Below are 17,342 nucleotides of genomic sequence, written 5' to 3'. Positions count from 1 at the left end.
ATCTGCTTCAACAGAGCATAAGCGTGTCGGTTGCAAAACAAAAAGGCGCCAGTCCGGGCCGCGAGCCGGAATGGCGCCTTGTCGATCCAAAGATGCGGTGGGTCAGACCGCTTCCTTCAGCTCCTTGGCGGCGCGGAAGGCGACCTTCTTGCTGGCCTTGATCTGGATCTGCTCGCCGGTGGCCGGGTTGCGGCCCATGCGGGCGGCGCGCTTGCGGACCTGGAGGATGCCGAGGCCGACGATCCGGATCCGCTCGCCCTTCTTGAGGTGCTTGGTGATCCGGGTCACCATGTCGGTCAGGATCGCCTCGGCCTGCTTCTTGGACAGCTCCTGGTCCTCGGCGATCGCCGCCGCCAGATGCTTCAGCGTGATGGTCGCCGGGGTCGCTGCTTTCTTCGCCATGTGTGGCCCTCCTCAGTGCTGAATGGCTGGATTGCTGCTTTCATGCGAATGGTCGAAGCCGTTCGCGTCGGGAATGTGTCCCGAAGAGTCCCGAGGCCGGCGGTTCTGACAGCGGCAGCGCCGGACCAGCGTCAGGAAACCAAGACGTATCAGGCCTTATTCGATTCGGGGCGCGGCTGACTACGCTGTTTCCCCTGAAAACAGGCCACATTCCGCATCAACGATGTTGTAGCAGTCGACGCCGGTTCGGAAGTTTTGGTGCTAAGCCATTGAAATGAATGGCGCGAGAGACGGGACTCGAACCCGCGGCCTCCGCCGTGACAGGGCGGCGCTCTAACCAACTGAGCTACTCCCGCGGATGCCGGTCATCGGATTGATCCGCGCAGAACCGAGGGCATAATGGCCTGCATCCCGTTAGTCAAGGACGTTGCAAATCCTGCACAGGGCGCGGGTTTTGCCCGGCGCCGTCCTTAGTTCCTGTGGCCATCCAGGGCCGCGCGCGATGATCGGGTGGATCGGCCCGGCTCGCTAGCCGGGTTGCTGACGCAGTTCCGTCTGCGGCTCCGGCGTCAGCCACCACAGCAGAAACAACAGCGCGATCCCGTTCGACAGCAACCCTGTCGTCAGCGGCACGTTCATGATCGCCTGGACGGCGATGCCCGAGGACACCGCGATGAAGCGCGGCGGCAGATGGCGCGAGACCATCGATCCGACCGACAGGATCAGGCCGCACACGAAGGCCGATAGCGGGGCGAGCGCAAGGCCGACCGAGGCGATGCCCTCGGTGGCGAGGAACGAGGCGTTGAAATTGCCGTCCTGATAGACTTGGGCAAGCGCCGGCCCGAGCTCGCCATAGCGGCAACCCGTCACGTAATGCACGACCGAGATCTGGCAGAAATGGGTGAGCTCGCGGTGGGCGAAATAGTCCGCATAGTGGTCGAGCGCCAGCGACGGGATCGCGATCAGCCGCAAATTGATGGCGCTGAACAGCACGAGGCGGTGGTCGGCGAGCAGGATGGTAAAGGCGATCAAGCCGATGATGATCGGGATCAGAAGCGCCAGCACGGTGGCCTGGCGCGGACTGACGCGGCCGAACAGCCAGAACAGGAACGGCAGCCAGACCGGCAGCAGCAGAACCGTCTTGTTGATGACGACCGGATAGAAGCAGAGCGCGAGCAGCAGCACGCCGATCGCCAGTCCCCATCGTTTGCGCGTCGCGTAGTGCGCGAACAGATAGGGCAGGACGGCGCCGATGACGATGCCGGTGAGATAGTTCAGCAACAGGGGGCGCGTGATGGTGCTGCGTACGGCCCCGAAGGGATCGCCGAGATGGACGCCGTAGAAGGCGTCTCCGACCAGCACGGCAAACGACGCGCCGAGCAGCAGCACGACGATCCGCTCCCATGCCGCTTCCGACAAAGCCGGGCGCCAGAGCGGAAAATTCTGCAGCAGCAGCGGGATCATCGATGCGGCCAGCGCGGCGATCATGGCCCAGCGCGCGATCGTGTGCGGATAATCGAACGCGCTGAAGAAGCTGAGCCAGACGAATCCGAACACGGCCGACAGCAGCGAGAAGGCCACGAGATAGCCGAAGCTGAATCTGGCGGCGACGAACGCCGGGACGAACACCAGCATCACGGCGGTGCCGAGAACGGCCTGGGCGGTGACGCTGTCGGAACGCCAGAAATGCATTGCCGGAAAGACATGCCCGCAGGCGATCATCGACACGACGCTGGCGATGAAAAAGGCGGGGATGGTGGCCCCGACCAGCAGATCATCGCGCGTCAGTTTCATCAGCCGGTCCAGTCCCGCAAGACTCGGGACTGATAGCCAGCAACCTCAGCCGAGGCAAGTTAGGCCAAATCGTGCGTTTTGTTTCCGTGTTGCTGATCACAGAACGACGGATTGTCCCGTTCTCCCGACACTTGCGGCACCGCACGTCGCGGTCGGGTCAATGCCGTGTGCGCGGCTCGCGAACACGTGATCCGACCGATCGCTGTTGGCTACGCGAAGGCGGCGCCGGCGGTCAGGCAAAGAATGCGGCGATCGCGTCGAGGTCGGATTGGCCCGGCAGGGCGCCACGCAGACTGGCGTCGATGACGCGACGGCAGGCGTCGACGGTGTGGGTGTCGCCCAGTTCGTTGGCGGCATCGAGGATCGACCAGATCGTGTCCATCGGGATGTCGCTCGACGTCGCGGCTTTCGGATTTGACAGCATCCAGCGGACCGCGCGGGTTAGAATTCGAACAGGTCGCGGCCGCGCCGCGCCAGCACGTGCAGGTCGGCCATCGTGCCGCGCACGGCATTGCAGCGGCGGCATTCGATGATGGTGTCGTCGGACGCACGCGCCGGGTCGGTCGGCTTGATCGACAGGCTGCCGCAATCGGTGCAGATGATCTTGAAGCCGGTCGAAACGGTTTGCTGCTGCAAATTCATTGTGGCCTACGCCTTCGTTGACGCTGACCTTAGGGAACAATTTTTAAAACTGGGGCCGCGGACTGGGTAGCAATCGAACAGTCACTTTAAGCTGTCATTAGGATATCAGATCAGGCGCCGGCCGGGCAGATGCAGGGTCGGCTTTCCAAGCGCCCGCACAGCTTTACGCACAGCTTCGTTGGCATTGACGGTGATGATCCCCGCAGCCTGCGCCCAGACCGCAAGGTCGGAGGCACTGTCGCCGGCATAGATGAAGCCATGCGGGAAGGTCTGGCGGAGCAGAGTGGCCTTGTTGGCACCCTTCAGATTGTGCCGGCCGTCGGAGGCAAACACCTCGTCGATCCAGGGCAGGCGGGAGGCGAGCTGGTTGGCCAGCACGGCGTCGGCCGCGGTCGCGAGCACGACGCGGCGGCCGGTGGCCTTCTCGCGCAGCGCCAGCGCCACGACATCCTCGTGCAGGATGATGCGGTCCCAGGCGATCCGGTTGCGCAGCGCGAGCTGCCGTTTCAGCGCGGCACGGCCGCGCAGCAGCCAGACCGGCGTCATCAGCGCGGCGAGCGGATTGCGGCGCAGGATCGAGAAGAAGCTGAGATAGAGCAGGTCGCCCCGGATCAGCGTGCCGTCGAGGTCGAGCACCAGCGGCACGGTGTTGGGCAGGCTGAGCACCGCGTTCGATGCGCCGGCCTTTGTCGCCCGCGGTGCCGGCCGGTCGATCGTCATGGTATCGAGTCGGAGCTCAGTCATGCGCCGCGCTCAACTGGGTCGATGTCTTGCAGACATTGATCTCGCGCGCGCCGGTGTCGGTGGTCCGGCAGTCGCCGTAGCCGAACTTGCTGGCAAACGCGGCGCCGTCGTCGTCCAAGGCCGAGACGATCAGCACCTGCGGCGCGCCGCGGTTGGCGGCGCGGAACCTGGCAACTGAGGCCACGTCGGGCGCGTCCTGCCAATCCGGCGTGGCGCGCATGAAGTCGTGCGTCTCGTTGTATTGCAGCGGAAAGTAGCCGAAATACCGCGTCGACGGCAGCGTCGACGACAGGCTGACGCCACCGCCCGCGAGTGCCGCGGTCTGCGCCGCATGCAACGTCGGGCGGATGCGCCAGGCGAACAAATGGCTGTCGCGCTGGGCGATCAGGTCGGCATTGGCAAAAGTCTGGCCGGGATTGGCGCGGCCGGCGGCAAGCTCGCTCTCCAGCACCGGCGCCCAGCTCTTGTAGGCGATGGCGCGCACCGCCGTCTGTCCGACCAGGCCGGACAGTGCCGCAAGGCAGAGCAGGCGGACCAGGCGAGGCGCGGCCTGGCGGCTTGCGATCGTGAGCACGATCGCAATCCCGCTATAGGGGGCAAGCCGTTCCGACAGCAGCGCCGAGCCGGTCTTCAGGTTGAGCAGCGAGAGCGCGGCCACGAGGATGAAGAAAGCCGGCCACAAGAGATCGCCGGATCGAAAGCGCCGCAGCGCCACAAAGCCAGCCACGACGATCGCGCCGAGCACCGGCGCCAGCGCCACCACCTCCCACCAGGTGAAGGTGTAGAGATAGGTCGCACCCGCGATGCGGCGGATGATCTGGGTGATGCCGCCCTCGGCGCTCGCCGTCTCGCCGGGAATGTTCTGGTAGGCGAGCAGGAAGCTTGCGATCAGGAGCAGGATCGGCAACGCCGCAGCCGCCGCCCAGGCGCCGTCGAGCAGCAATCGCCGCATCGCCGCCCTTGCATCCTGCCGCTGCAATGTCGCGATCGCCCGCGCGATGCCGTCGGCGGCGAGCAGCAGACAGGCGGCAACGACCGAGGTGATGTGGGTGAGGTAGAGCGTAGCGAGAAACAGCGCGGTCGCGACGAAGGCGAGCGCATCGCGGCGTCCGCCCAGATTGCGCCAGAAGCTCGCGAACAGCAGCAACAGCGGGACGCCGAGCGCGAAATTGTAGAAGCCCCAATGGATGAAGACGCCGAAGGCGATCGGCAGCAACAGCAGCGCGGGCAACATTGGTCGATCGGTCTCGGCTCGGCCTGCGACGAACGCTGCGACGATCCAGAGCAGGCCGTAGAGGCTGAGGAACAGGCTGTTCGCGACCAGGGGATCGCCGGTGAGCCGGATCAGGCCGGCGAGCAGCAGATAGATCGCCGAATTCGGTTCGATGCGCGGATTCCACTGATAGAACGACGCCGCCGGCTCGGCGAGCGCGCCGCCCCAGCCGAACCGGGCGATCAGATCGGCCTGCGCGAGATGCACCGGCCCGTCCTGGGTCGGCACCAGTTTCACCAGCCAGATCGGACCGTCCAGCAGCACGAGCAGCCCTGTGAACAACAGGGCCGCTGTGACGATGCCGACATTGGTCTTCGACGTCTCGAACGGGGCTGCGATCGACATTTTAGCGGATCCCGCTGAGATGGATCAGGTCCGAGCTGGTCAGCGTATTGAGCCAGGGCAGGTCGATGAACGTGAGCACGCCGAACAAGGCCATCGTGACGGCAGCCGCGATCAGCATCGCCGGCTGCCGCATCAGTTCTTCCGGCCGCGCCGCGGCGGAATCCGGCGTCAGCGCCAGACGCATATAGGCAGCGAACAGCGCGATCAGCATCGGGACGACGACGAGATATTCGATGCGGTACTTCAACAGGAAGATCGCCATCATGAAGGCGAAGCCCTGGGCATAAACGAGGCAACTCGTGACCAGGCTCGAATGGGTGTAGACCGCGAACGAGGGGCGATAGGCGGCAAGGTTGGCGGTGCCGCCGGCCTCGACGATGGCGCGATGCTCGGAGACGCGCTTGGCGGCCATCAGGAAGGCGCCGCCGCACCAGTAGGCGAGCAGGATCGAGGTTGGCGGGGCGATCGCCGGCACCACGGCGAACCAGCCGAACAGGAAGCGCAGCGGATTGTTGAGGGACTCCACGATGACGTCGAGGAAGGCGCGGTCCTTGGCGCGGATCGGACGCACATTATAGATCACGCCGAACACCGCGAAGACGACGGCGGTGGTGGCGAAGGCGTAGCCGAGCTTGTTGGCGGCCCAGATGCCGGCCGCGGTGAGCAGGATGTACTGGGCAAACACGATGGTCGGCGACATCGCAGTCTGCACCGCGGGCCGCGAACGCTTGGTCGGGTGCATGGCGTCGAAGGGCGCGTCGAGCCATTCGTTGATGGTGTAGTTGGCCGAGGACAGCGCCATCGCGACGAACAGGCAGATCATGATGCGCTCGGCGAGCGTCGTGACCTCGATCGGCCCGGTCTGCGACATGATCAGCGCGAAGGCGATGCCGGGGATGATCAGCACATGCTTGATCCAGTGGTCGGGCCTGGCGATCGCAATGTAGTCGGCGATCCCGGCGGTCGGCTGGGCGTGATTGGTAACGGACATCGCACTCCTCCAAACTCTGCCTGTCCCGCATCGGGGCGCGTGCGGGGGGAGACGCTTTGGAATGGCAGCGATCGTGCCGCGGCTTGCGGAGCGGCGGTCAGTCGGGGGAAAGGCGCGCAACGCGGTTAACGCTTGCGGGGAGGCGGGGCCGTCGGCGGCTTTTGGCTCCGTGCGGCCAGCGGCAGCTTGGTTCATTGCCCGACGGAGGACGCCGATCCCGCCGATGACCGATCGATGCCTGCGCCGGAATGAGACAGCTGTGTCAATTCAGCGGATGACGTTCAGGCAACAAAAAAGCCGCCAGAGGCGGCCGTTTTGTCTGCCGAGGTCGGGAAAGTCGTTAGCGGACGGTCGAGGTGCCCGACGAGGTGATCACCACCGGCTTGCCGGCCTTGATGACCTGAGTCGACTGGGCGGTCTGGGTGAAGTCCGCGTTGCGGGCCGAAATGCCGAAAGCCGCGACCGCGATGCCGGCCACGAGGGCAACGACCACGATCTTGAGGTGGGTCGAACGGTCCGCTGAATGGATCGAGTGGTTCATGATCGCCTCCCAGGCGTCTATGCGCCATGTGTTGCAGATACTCGTAAGGCCCATCTGTTTCCGGATCGTTTCGTGGGTTCCCGGAAATGGTTTCATCCCACGGGCGGATTGGTTTCTCCGTGTCTTGCGTCACAGAGGCGGAGGGCTGAAATTGGCCGCCGGCGCGGGAAGGCGTCTGGGAGAAAAATAATAATGAAAACAATGAAGATGACCCGCAGGGGCCTGCTGGCAGGCGGCTCCGGTGCGGTCGCCGCCACGATGTTTGGCAAACGGGTTCTTGCCGCGGCCGAGTTCGATTTTAAGCTTGGCGTAGACACCCCGGAAACCCATCCGCTGACGATTCGCCTGGTCGAGGCTGCCAAGGCGGTGGCTGCGCAATCGTCTGGCCGGGTCAACATCACGGTGTTTCCCAACAGCCAGCTTGGCGGCGACCCCGAAATGCTGTCGCAGGTCCGCGCCGGCGGCATCGAATTGATGGCGGCGCCGAGCCTGACCCTGTCGATCCTGGTGCCGCTGTCGGGCCTGCCCAGCATCGGCTTTGCGTTCCAATCCTACGATCAGGTCTGGGCGGCGATGGATGGCGGCGTCGGCGACTTCGTGCGCGACGCCATCACCAAGACCGGTGTGACGCCGCTGCGCAAGGTCTGGGACAACGGCTTCCGCCAGATCACCTCGTCGTCGAACCGGCAGCTGAACAGCATCGACGATTTCAAGGGCTTCAAGATCCGCGTGCCGGTGACCGCGCTGCTGACCTCGTTGTTCTCCGGCCTCGGCGCGCTGCCCTCGAGTATCAGTTACAACGAGCTCTATTCGGCGTTGCAGACCCATATCGTCGAAGGCCAGGAGAATCCCTTGGCGCAGGTCTCGACTGGAAAGCTCTACGAGGTGCAGAAATACTGCGCACTGTCGAACCATTGCTGGAGCGGCTACTGGATCCTCGGCAACCGCCGCGCCATGGCGAGCCTGCCGCCCGACCTGCTCGAGATCATCAACGCGGCGTTCGACGCCGCGGCGGTGAAGGAGCGGGCGGATCTGGTCGAGATGGATCGCTCATTGCAGGCCGAACTGACGGCGAAGGGCATGACCTTCAACACGCCCGATCCGGTGCAGTTCAGGGCGGCGCTGGTGAAGGCCGGCTTCTATGCCCAGTGGCAGAAGACCTACGGCGCGGATGCCTGGGCGACGCTGGAGAAGTATACGGGCAAGCTGACATGACCTCGCGCCTGCGATTACCTGACGCGTAATCGCACGCACGATCTTCCTTTGCGATGATCGACAAGAAGGCGGCACTGCCGCTGCCGATCGACCTGCAAGGGAGATGCGAGATGAACCGTCGGACTGTCCTCGAAGCAACGTTGGCCGGCACCGCGCTGGCGGCGGCGTCGGTCGCGGGTGCGCAACCGGCCAGTGCGCAGCAGGCGACCCGGCCGCTCCACGCCACCGCGAAGGACGGCACAAAGCTGTTCGTGCAGGATTGGGGCGCGGGCAAGCCTGTCGTGTTGCTTGCCGCCTGGACGTTCAATTCCAGCGTCTGGGGCAGCCATATCGTTGCCCTCAACGACAAGGGCTATCGCTGCGTCGCGCCTGACCGGCGCGGGCACGGCCGCTCCGAGATGCCGATGACCGGCTACGATCTGGAGACGTTGACCGACGATGTCGCCGCCGTGATCGAGCAGCGCGACCTGCGCGACGTCACGCTGGTGGCGCATTCGATGGGATCGATCGAGGCGGTGAACTACCTCGCGCGCCACGGCTCGGAGCGCATCGCGCGGCTGGTGCTGGTGGCGCCGACGACGCCGTTCCTGGTCAAGACCGAAGACAATCCCGACGCGGTGCCGCAGCCGATGATCGACGCGCAGAACGCGGCCATGGCGCAGGACTTTTCGAAATGGATCGCCGCCAACGAAGCGCCGTTCTTTATGCCCGATACGCCGGAGGTGACGCGGGCCTGGATCAGGCAGATGATGCTGAGCGTGCCGCTGCCGGTCGCGCTGGCCTGCCGCAAGACGATCTCCTTCGCCGATCTGCGCGCGGCAGCGGCGAAGATTGATCGCCCAAGCCTGATCGTCCACGGCGACAACGACGCCAGCGCACCGCTCGCCCTGACCGGCACCAAGACGGCGAGGCTAATCAAGGACAGCAAGCTCACCGTCTATGCGAATGCACCGCACGCGCTGCCGCTGACGCACAGCGAGCAGCTGCTGTCAGACATGCTCGCCTTCATGGCGAGTTGAGGTCGCCAATCAGGCCGCGCGCGCGATGTCGGATCGGATCCAGCGCGCGGCCCAGACGAAGAGGACGGCGCCAAGCGTCGTCGTCACCGAGGCCGACAGCAGCGAGTAGCGCACTGCATCGACGCCGTAACTGCCCTTCAGCGCGTCGTTGATCATGCCGACGGCGAGCGGGCCGACACCCTGGCCGAAGCAGGTGGCGGTAAGCAGGACGAGCGCCGAGGCGAGCGCGCGCATGCTCGGCTTCGCCACCGTCTGGGCGATCGCGAAGATCGGGCCGAGATGGAAGCCGACCATGAACGACGTCAGCGCCAGCATCGCAACCATCAATGTGAAGCTCTGCGTCAGCATGCACAGCGCGAACACCGGGCCGGCGAGGCCGGACATGATCGCGGGTGCCCATAGTTTCCAGCGATCGTCGCGGCGGCTGATCTGCGCCACCACGAGGCCGCCGACCAGGGTGCCTGCCATCCCGGCGAGGCCCTTGAAGGTGCCGGCATAGGTGCCGATCTCGGCGCTCGTGAGATGATGGATGCGCGCCAGGAACGGCGGGATCCAGACCGCGGTGGCGTAGTTGGTGTAGGTCGTCAGGCAAAAACCGATCAGCACGATGACGAAGCTCGGCTGGAGACTAAGGAAGCGCAGCGTCGGCCCGATCGGCTCCGCCTTGAAGGTCTCGGCCATCGCGCCGCGCCGCGGCTCGGAGATCGTCAGCCACAGCACCGCCGCGAGCGCGATGCCGGGCAGGCCCGCGGTGAAGAACGCCGTCCGCCAGCCATAATGCTGGTTGACGTAACCGCCGATGAAATAGCCGAGGAAGACGCCGAGATAGGTGCCGATGGCATAGATGCCGAGCGCGCGCGGGCGCTCGTTCTTGTCGAACAGATCGGCGATCATCGATTGCGACGCCGGCGTGCCGGCGGACTCGCCGATGCCGACACCAATTCGTGCCAGCGCCAGCGTGCCGACGCTGGACGCCATGCCGCAAAGATAAGTCATCGCGCTCCAGAACGCGAAGGCCAAAGCGACGATGTTGCGGCGGTTCAGGCGGTCGGCCATCCGCGCGATGGGAATGCCGAGCAGCGAATAGAACAGCACGAAGCCGAAGCCTGCGAGCAGTCCCATCGTGGTGTCGCTGAGCGCAAACTCCTTCTTGATCGGCTCGATCAGCACGTTGAAGATCGTACGGTCGAGGAAGTTCAGCGCATAGATGATCGTGAGTAGGCCGAGCACATAGTAGCGGCGGGCGGAGGGGCGTGCCGCGGCCTCCGCTTGCACAGTCGCTTGTGGTGCGACGTCGACCATGGCTTCCCCCTGATGTCCTTATTGTCGTTTGGTCGCGCGGGCTTTACGCCTCGCGGATATAGTTCCCAGCCTCGAACTCCACCGGCTTCGCATCGGCGTCGAACGAGATCCCGATCGGGTCGCGGCCGGCGGCCATCGCTTCGAGCTGATCAGTCAGCATGCGGCGGATCATCAGGATGCCGCGGTCGCTCTGCCCGAAATGCTCCTCCGAATGAACGGTCATCGGTCCCTGGCCGACCTGCGCCTCGTAATCGCCGGGGAATTGCTGGTGCTCCCGCTCGGTCATATCCCACCAGAACTTGCCGTTGAACTTCGAGCGCATGCGGCCGATGTCGCCGGAATTCTTGACCCGGCCGGCGACGTAGATCCGGAACGAGGTGTCGTCGATCGGCAAGGTCCAGCCGATCGATTCCACGCGGGCGAATTGCGCGACCCGCGGATTGGGCACGACGCGCAGCGTGGGCAGGGCGGCCTCGGTGACGCGGTAGAACACGCGGCCGTCATCCTGCTTGCGGATCGAGCGCACCGAGACGCCGCGCGGCGACGTCTCGAACTTCACCTCGGGCATCGAAGCCATCATGGTGGTGAATTGCGGTCCTGAGAACGAACCGTGCAGGACGGGCACGTGGTAGGGATCGACCACGTTCTCGAAATGCTGCAACCAGTTGCAGGGGATCACGGCCGGGCCCCCGCCGCCGATCGAGGAATCGTCGGCCTCGACGATTTCAGCCTCGTCCATGGTCTCGAGGCACTCGTAGCGTGGCAGCACCGGCATTTTCTCGGCCGGGCCCATGTACGCGAAGATCAGGCCATAGCGTTCCTGCACCGGATACCAGGGCTGGCGCACCTTGTCCTTGAACAGGCCGCCCTCGGGCTCGCAGGGCTGCTCCAGGCAATGGCCCTCGGTGTCGAATTTCCAGCCGTGGTAGCAGCAGCGGATGCCGTCGTCCTCGACCTTGCCATAATAGAGCGTGGTGCCGCGATGGCAGCAGCGGGCATGCAACAGTCCGATCCGGCCATGCCGGTCACGAAACAGGACAAGGTCTTCGCCGAGCGCGCGGACTTTCCTGGGGATATCGGTGGCGTCGCTGACGAGGCCAATCGGGTGCCAGTAGCGACGGAGCAATTCGCCCATCGGCGTGCCGCGCGCCACCGCGGTGAGCTCGGTCCGGCTGGTCGACGGCTTCATCGCATAGGCGGTCCCGAGATCGCGATCCCGCTGGGTGATGGTCATGCTGTGTCCTCCCGCCGCGGCCGCATTGCTCGCGGTCCGTTGACCAAATCAACGATATATCGATGACAATGTCAACGATCTTGGTTAGCTTGGCAGCGCACGGCTTTGTTGGCAGAGATTGGTCATGACCGAGAAGCTGAAGAACGCGCGGGCCCTGCCGCAGGACACCGTGATTGACGCCGAGCTGGCGCCGATCACCGCCATGCTGTCGTCGCGGCTGATGGTGGTGGCGAACCTGCTCAAGCGCGGCGCCATCCTGCGCTACAGGCGCCTCACCGGGCTGTCCTCGGTCGAGTTCGGCCTGGTCGCCTCGCTCGGCCGTCGGCCGCCGATGAGCGTGGTTCGGCTGGCGGAGGCCGTGGGCATGGACAAGGGACAGATCAGCCGGGCGCTCGCCGAACTCGTCGCGCGCAAGCTGGTCGCCAAGGCGCCCAATCCGCGTGACAATCGTGAGACACTGATCTCTCTGACCAAAGCCGGGCTCGCCGCGCATGATGCCATCGTGGCCGGCGCGCAGCAGCGCAACCGGCGCTTGCTGGAACAGTTCAGTCCGCGGGATCTTGAGGTTCTGCTTGGACATATCGAGCAGCTGGCTGCGACCGCCGCCGAAATGCTCGCCGTGGAGAAAGAGCTGGACTGATATGGGGGCAGTGCAGGGCTCCCGGACGCCGTCACCGCGTTGCCCCAGTGAGGCGGGCAGCGACGCTTGATCGGGCCGAGCGCCCGTGGAGACGGCGGTAAAAGCGTCAAAATAGCTTGTCTTGCGCCCCCTGTTGCGCTGCGCTAAAGCCTCAAGAACAATTCCAATCAACGAATCTGCGGCACCCCTGAGCCGCAGCAAAAAGGCCTCGCCGATGACCGGCATCCTGCAGAATTATCTCCCACTTGTGGTCTTTATCGGGGTCGCCAGCCTGATCGGCTTGGCACTGCTGATTGCGCCGTTCCTGGTCGCGTTCCAGTCGCCGGATCCCGAAAAGCTCTCGGCCTATGAATGCGGATTCAACGCATTCGACGACGCCCGCATGAAGTTCGACGTCCGCTTCTACCTGGTGGCCATCCTCTTCATCATCTTCGACCTCGAAGTAGCCTTCTTGTTCCCGTGGGCCGTGGCGTTCGGAAAGCTCGGCGCGACCGGGTTCTGGTCGATGATGGTGTTCCTGGCCGTGCTGACCGTCGGATTTGCCTACGAATGGAAGAAAGGCGCGCTCGAATGGGATTGAGCCCCACCGCTACCTCTTCGCAGCCGGCGATCGCGCAAGCTCCGAAAGGCATCCTCGATCCGTCGACCGGCAAGCCGGTCGGCGCCAACGACCCGTTCTTCCTCGAGGTCAATCACGAGCTGTCCGACAAGGGCTTCTTCGTCGCCGCCGCCGACGACCTGATCACCTGGGCGCGGACCGGCTCCTTGATGTGGATGACCTTCGGTCTCGCCTGCTGCGCGGTCGAGATGATGCAGGTCTCGATGCCGCGTTACGACGTCGAGCGCTTCGGCTTCGCGCCGCGCGCCTCGCCGCGCCAGTCCGACGTGATGATCGTCGCCGGCACCCTGACCAACAAGATGGCGCCGGCGCTGCGCAAGGTCTACGACCAGATGCCGGAGCCGCGCTACGTCATCTCGATGGGCTCCTGCGCCAATGGCGGCGGGTACTACCACTATTCCTACTCGGTGGTGCGCGGCTGCGACCGCATCGTGCCGATCGACATCTACGTGCCGGGCTGCCCGCCCACCGCGGAAGCGCTGCTCTACGGCGTGCTCTTGCTGCAAAAGAAGATTCGCCGCATCGGCACCATCGAACGCTAAGGTTTTACGTCATGGACGACGGCAAGCTCGACGCCCTTGGGCAGACGATCGTGAGCGCGCTCCCGGGCGCCGCCACCGCGCACTCGGTCGCGTTCAACCAACTCACCATCGATGTCGAGATCGGCAAGATCATCGACGTCGTCAAATTCCTGCGGGATGACGCCAACTGCCGCTTCGTCAACTTCACCGACGTCACGGCGGTCGACCATCCCGGCCGCGAGAAGCGCTTCGACGTCGTCTACCATCTGCTGTCGCCCGTGCTGAACGCCCGCATCCGGCTGCGCGGCCAGGCCGACGAGACCACCCAGGTGCCGTCGATCATCAGCGTCTTCCCGGGCGCCGACTGGTTCGAGCGCGAAACCTACGATCTCTACGGCGTGATCTTCATCGGCCATCCCGACATGCGCCGCCTGCTCACCGATTACGGCTTCGATGGCCATCCGCTGCGCAAGGATTTTCCGCTCACCGGCTTCGTTGAGGTCCGCTACGACGACCAGGAGAAGCGGGTGCTGTACGAGCCGGTCAGGCTCAACCAGGAATTCCGCAAGTTCGATTTCCTCTCGCCCTGGGAAGGCGCTGATTATCCGCTGCCCGGCGACGAGAAGGCCAAGGCGGAGCCGAAGCCATGAATGAACAGCCGCAAAACCTGCGCAACTTCACCATCAACTTTGGACCGCAGCATCCGGCCGCTCACGGCGTGCTCCGCCTCGTGCTGGAGCTCGACGGCGAAGTGGTCGAGCGCGTCGATCCGCATATCGGACTGCTTCATCGCGGCACCGAGAAGCTGATCGAGCACAAGACCTATCTGCAGGCGATCCCGTATTTCGATCGGCTCGACTACGTCGCGCCGATGAACCAGGAGCATGCGTTCTGCCTCGCGGCCGAGAAGCTGCTCGGCATCACGGTGCCGCGCCGCGGCCAGTTGATCCGCGTGCTCTATTGCGAGATCGGCCGCATCCTCTCGCATCTGCTCAACGTCACCACGCAGGCGATGGACGTCGGCGCCTTGACCCCGCCGCTGTGGGGGTTTGAAGAGCGCGAGAAGCTGATGGTGTTCTACGAGCGCGCCTCCGGCTCGCGCATGCATGCGGCTTTCTTCCGCGTCGGCGGCGTGCACCAGGACCTGCCGCCGAAGCTGATCGACGACATCGACGCCTGGTGCGATCCGTTCCTCAAGGTGGTCGATGATCTCGACACGCTCTTGACCGGCAACCGCATCTTCAAGCAGCGCAACGTCGACATCGGCGTGGTGCCGCTGAAGGAAGCCTGGGAGTGGGGCTTCTCCGGCGTGATGGTGCGCGGCTCCGGCGCGGCCTGGGACCTGCGCAAGTCGCAGCCCTATGAATGCTACGCCGAGATGGAGTTCGACATTCCGATCGGCAAGAACGGCGACTGCTACGACCGCTACCTGATCCGCATGGAAGAGATGCGCCAGTCGGTGCGCATCATGAAGCAGTGCGTCCAGAAGCTGAAGGCATCAGACGGGCAGGGGCCCGTTGTCGTCGAGGACAACAAGGTCGCGCCACCGCGCCGTGGCGAGATGAAGCGCTCGATGGAAGCCCTCATCCACCACTTCAAGCTCTACACCGAAGGCGTTCACGTGCCGGCCGGCGAGGTCTATGCCGCGGTCGAGGCGCCGAAGGGCGAATTCGGCGTCTTCCTCGTCGCCGACGGCACCAACAAGCCCTACAAGTGCAAGATCCGCGCGCCCGGCTTTGCCCATCTGCAGGCGATGGATCACATCTGCAAGGGCCATTTGCTGGCCGACGTTTCCGCCATCCTTGGTTCGCTCGACATCGTGTTCGGCGAGGTCGACCGGTGATGATGTCCGCATCCGCACCGCGCGCTAATTGAGAGTTTGATCGATGTCCGTCCGCCGCCTTGCCCCGAAGGAATTGCAGCCCGCGAGCTTCACGTTCACGGACGAGAATCTCGCCTGGGCGAAGAAGCAGATCGAGAAATATCCGCCGGGTCGGCAGGCCTCGGCTGCGATCGCGATCCTGTGGCGCGTGCAGGAGCAGCATGACGGCTGGGTGTCGGAAGCTGCGATCCGTGCGGTGGCCGACCTGCTCGAGATGCCGCATATCCGCATGCTCGAGATCGCGACCTTCTACACCATGTTCCAGCTCTCGCCGGTCGGCAAGAAGGCGCATGTCCAGGTCTGCGGCACCACGCCGTGCCGGCTGCGCGGCGCCGCCGACCTGATCGAGGTCTGCCAGCATCGCATCCATCACGATCCGTTCCAGCTCTCCAAGGACGGCGCCTTCTCGTGGGAAGAAGTCGAGTGCCTCGGGGCCTGCGTGAACGCGCCGATGGTGCTGATCTGGAAGGACACCTATGAGGACCTGACCAAGGAAAGCTTCGGCAAGGTGCTCGACGGCTTCGCCGCCGGCAATCCGCCGAAGCCCGGTCCGCAGGTTGACCGTCAGTTCTCGGCCCCCGCCGGCGGCCCGACCACGCTGAAGGAGGTCACCTGATGGGTGGCGTTCAGATGCGGGCGAATGGAACGGGGAGCAGCGGCTGCGATGAAAGCCTGGCGCACGATCGCGCTGCATACCGCGGCGGCCGCCTGCTTCATGTTTCTGCTGCAACGCTACGGGCTGAACGCCGCGCTGGAAAACAGCCTGCTGTGGGCCGCGGCTTTCGGCTGCTGCGCCGCGGCGGTCGCCTATTCCCAAGCCAATCGGTGATGTTCGGAAAGTTTTGAGCATGCTCGACGACAAGGACCGCATCTTCAAGAACCTCTACGGCCTGCATGATTGGGGCCTCGAGGGCGCGCGCCGCAGGGGCGCCTGGGACGGCACCAAGGGGATCATCGACAAGGGCCGCGACTGGATCATCAACGAGATGAAGGCGTCCGGGCTGCGCGGCCGCGGCGGCGCCGGCTTTCCGACCGGCATGAAGTGGTCCTTCATGCCGAAGGAGTCCAAGGACGGCCGCCCGAGCTATCTCGTCGTCAACGCCGACGAGTCCGAGCCCGGCACCTGCAAGGACCGCGAGATCATGCGGCACGATCCGCATCTCCTGGTCGAGGGCTGCCTGCTGGCGAGCTTCGCGATGGGCGCGCATGCCTGCTACATCTATATCCGCGGCGAGTTCATCCGCGAGCGCGAGCATCTGCAGGCCGCGATCGACCAGGCCTATGACGCCAAGCTGGTCGGCAAGGACAATATCAACGGCTGGCCGTTCGACATCTACGTCGCCCACGGCGCCGGCGCCTATATCTGCGGCGAGGAGACCGCGCTGCTCGAGAGCCTCGAGGGCAAGAAGGGCCAGCCGCGGCTGAAGCCGCCGTTCCCGGCCAATGTCGGCCTCTATGGCTGCCCGACCACCGTCAACAACGTCGAGTCGATCGCGGTCGCGCCCGACATCCTGCGCCGCGGCGCGGCCTGGTTCGCCGCTATCGGCCGGCCCAACAATGTCGGCACCAAGCTGTTTTGTGTCTCCGGCCATGTCGAGCGGCCCTGCAACGTCGAAGAGGCGATGGGGATTCCGTTCCGCGAGCTGATCGAGAAGCATTGCGGCGGCATCCGCGGCGGCTGGGACAATCTGAAGGCGGTGATCCCCGGCGGCTCCTCGGTGCGCATGGTGCCGGCCGAACAGATCATCGACACGCCGATGGATTTCGACTCACTGAGCAAGCTGCGCTCGGGCCTCGGCACCGCGGCCGTGATCGTGATGGACAAGTCGACCGACCTGATCCGCGCGATCGCCCGCATCTCCTATTTCTACAAGCATGAGAGCTGCGGCCAGTGCACGCCGTGCCGCGAGGGCACCGGCTGGATGTGGCGGGTGCTGACCCGGATGGCCGAGGGCCGCGCCCACAAGCGCGAGATCGACATGCTGCTCGAGGTGACGAAGCAGGTCGAAGGCCACACCATCTGCGCGCTTGGCGACGCCGCCGCCTGGCCGATCCAGGGCCTGATCGCGCATTTCCGTCATGAGATTGAAGAGCGGATCGATCAGTATTCGCGCAAGGCCGATCTCGACGATCAGGGCGTGCGCGATCCCGTGCACATGGTGGCTGCGGAGTAATGAC

General features: G+C 64.8%; 20 protein-coding genes and 1 tRNA gene. 10 read left to right on the top strand and 11 right to left on the bottom strand.

Features of this window, described 5'->3' with window-relative positions:
* Positions 1-102: 102 nt before the first annotated feature.
* From IC762_RS20090 to IC762_RS20050, 9 genes are all read right to left on the bottom strand, one after another.
* Entirely contained in the window at positions 103-402 is a 300-nt protein-coding gene (locus tag IC762_RS20090; RefSeq protein WP_195783987.1) for an HU family DNA-binding protein, read from the bottom strand.
* A gap of 279 nt (positions 403-681) precedes the next feature.
* Positions 682-758, bottom strand: a tRNA-Asp gene (locus IC762_RS20085).
* A 172-nt stretch (positions 759-930) separates the two neighbouring features.
* Positions 931-2,196 carry a hypothetical protein gene (locus IC762_RS20080; protein WP_195783986.1) on the bottom strand — a complete coding sequence of 422 codons (1,266 nt, stop codon included), beginning with the start codon at positions 2,194-2,196 and terminating at the stop codon, positions 931-933.
* Between the two features lie 232 nt (positions 2,197-2,428).
* Positions 2,429-2,620 (bottom strand): hypothetical protein, encoded by a 192-nt coding sequence (locus IC762_RS20075; protein ID WP_195783985.1) that lies wholly within the window; start codon positions 2,618-2,620, stop codon positions 2,429-2,431.
* Between the two features lie 17 nt (positions 2,621-2,637).
* Positions 2,638-2,838 carry a hypothetical protein gene (locus IC762_RS20070; RefSeq protein WP_195783984.1) on the bottom strand — a complete coding sequence of 67 codons (201 nt, stop codon included), beginning with the start codon at positions 2,836-2,838 and terminating at the stop codon, positions 2,638-2,640.
* Between the two features lie 105 nt (positions 2,839-2,943).
* Positions 2,944-3,582 (bottom strand): haloacid dehalogenase-like hydrolase, encoded by a 639-nt coding sequence (locus IC762_RS20065; protein WP_195783983.1) that lies wholly within the window; start codon positions 3,580-3,582, stop codon positions 2,944-2,946.
* Positions 3,575-5,200 (bottom strand): hypothetical protein, encoded by a 1,626-nt coding sequence (locus IC762_RS20060; protein ID WP_195783982.1) that lies wholly within the window; start codon positions 5,198-5,200, stop codon positions 3,575-3,577. The genes IC762_RS20065 and IC762_RS20060 overlap by 8 nt, the downstream gene beginning before the upstream one ends.
* Position 5,201: 1 nt before the next feature.
* Positions 5,202-6,191, bottom strand: coding sequence for a UbiA family prenyltransferase (locus IC762_RS20055; RefSeq protein WP_195783981.1), 990 nt, complete (start codon positions 6,189-6,191; stop codon positions 5,202-5,204).
* Positions 6,192-6,531: 340 nt separating this feature from the next.
* Entirely contained in the window at positions 6,532-6,732 is a 201-nt protein-coding gene (locus IC762_RS20050; RefSeq protein ID WP_195783980.1) for a hypothetical protein, read from the bottom strand.
* 201 nt (positions 6,733-6,933) lie between these two features.
* Here IC762_RS20050 and IC762_RS20045 point away from each other — a divergent pair, with 201 nt between their 5' ends.
* Together IC762_RS20045 and IC762_RS20040 are read left to right on the top strand one after the other, a co-directional pair.
* A complete protein-coding gene (locus tag IC762_RS20045) occupies positions 6,934-7,947 on the top strand; it encodes a TRAP transporter substrate-binding protein (protein ID WP_246801668.1) in 1,014 nt (337 codons plus the stop codon).
* Positions 7,948-8,000: 53 nt separating this feature from the next.
* Complete coding sequence (locus tag IC762_RS20040; RefSeq protein ID WP_246801110.1) at positions 8,001-8,966, top strand: alpha/beta fold hydrolase; 966 nt, start codon at positions 8,001-8,003, stop codon at positions 8,964-8,966.
* Between the two features lie 9 nt (positions 8,967-8,975).
* Here the strand turns inward: IC762_RS20040 and IC762_RS20035 are convergent, their stop codons facing one another.
* Positions 8,976-10,268 (bottom strand): spinster family MFS transporter, encoded by a 1,293-nt coding sequence (locus IC762_RS20035; RefSeq protein ID WP_195783979.1) that lies wholly within the window; start codon positions 10,266-10,268, stop codon positions 8,976-8,978.
* Positions 10,269-10,311: 43 nt separating this feature from the next.
* Complete coding sequence (locus IC762_RS20030; RefSeq protein ID WP_195783978.1) at positions 10,312-11,502, bottom strand: aromatic ring-hydroxylating dioxygenase subunit alpha; 1,191 nt, start codon at positions 11,500-11,502, stop codon at positions 10,312-10,314.
* 124 nt (positions 11,503-11,626) lie between these two features.
* Between IC762_RS20030 and IC762_RS20025 the strand changes: the two genes are divergently transcribed.
* The 8 genes from IC762_RS20025 (at position 11,627) to nuoF (ending at position 17,338) form a co-directional block, all read left to right on the top strand.
* Positions 11,627-12,142: a MarR family winged helix-turn-helix transcriptional regulator gene (locus tag IC762_RS20025; protein ID WP_195783977.1), complete on the top strand. Its 516-nt coding sequence runs from the start codon at positions 11,627-11,629 to the stop codon at positions 12,140-12,142.
* A 214-nt stretch (positions 12,143-12,356) separates the two neighbouring features.
* Positions 12,357-12,722: an NADH-quinone oxidoreductase subunit A gene (locus tag IC762_RS20020; RefSeq protein ID WP_018271860.1), complete on the top strand. Its 366-nt coding sequence runs from the start codon at positions 12,357-12,359 to the stop codon at positions 12,720-12,722.
* Positions 12,713-13,303, top strand: a complete 591-nt coding sequence (locus tag IC762_RS20015; protein ID WP_433995841.1) for a NuoB/complex I 20 kDa subunit family protein — start codon at positions 12,713-12,715, stop codon at positions 13,301-13,303. Before IC762_RS20020 ends, IC762_RS20015 begins: the two co-directional genes overlap by 10 nt.
* An 11-nt stretch (positions 13,304-13,314) precedes the next feature.
* Positions 13,315-13,932, top strand: a complete 618-nt coding sequence (locus IC762_RS20010; protein WP_195783976.1) for an NADH-quinone oxidoreductase subunit C — start codon at positions 13,315-13,317, stop codon at positions 13,930-13,932.
* On the top strand, positions 13,929-15,125 hold the full coding sequence (locus tag IC762_RS20005) for an NADH-quinone oxidoreductase subunit D (protein ID WP_195783975.1): 1,197 nt from the start codon (positions 13,929-13,931) through the stop codon (positions 15,123-15,125). The genes IC762_RS20010 and IC762_RS20005 overlap by 4 nt, the downstream gene beginning before the upstream one ends.
* Before the next feature lie 43 nt (positions 15,126-15,168).
* Positions 15,169-15,780 carry an NADH-quinone oxidoreductase subunit NuoE gene (gene nuoE, locus IC762_RS20000; protein WP_195783974.1) on the top strand — a complete coding sequence of 204 codons (612 nt, stop codon included), beginning with the start codon at positions 15,169-15,171 and terminating at the stop codon, positions 15,778-15,780.
* 48 nt (positions 15,781-15,828) lie between these two features.
* Positions 15,829-15,993: a hypothetical protein gene (locus IC762_RS19995; RefSeq protein ID WP_195783973.1), complete on the top strand. Its 165-nt coding sequence runs from the start codon at positions 15,829-15,831 to the stop codon at positions 15,991-15,993.
* A 19-nt stretch (positions 15,994-16,012) separates the two neighbouring features.
* Positions 16,013-17,338 carry an NADH-quinone oxidoreductase subunit NuoF gene (gene nuoF, locus IC762_RS19990; RefSeq protein ID WP_195783972.1) on the top strand — a complete coding sequence of 442 codons (1,326 nt, stop codon included), beginning with the start codon at positions 16,013-16,015 and terminating at the stop codon, positions 17,336-17,338.
* Positions 17,339-17,342 lie beyond the last annotated feature (4 nt).

This window comes from Bradyrhizobium genosp. L (genome assembly GCF_015624485.1).
Taxonomy (GTDB): domain Bacteria; phylum Pseudomonadota; class Alphaproteobacteria; order Rhizobiales; family Xanthobacteraceae; genus Bradyrhizobium.
The sequence above is the reverse complement of the archived record's forward strand: the minus strand, read 5'-3'. Positions and strand labels throughout refer to the sequence as shown.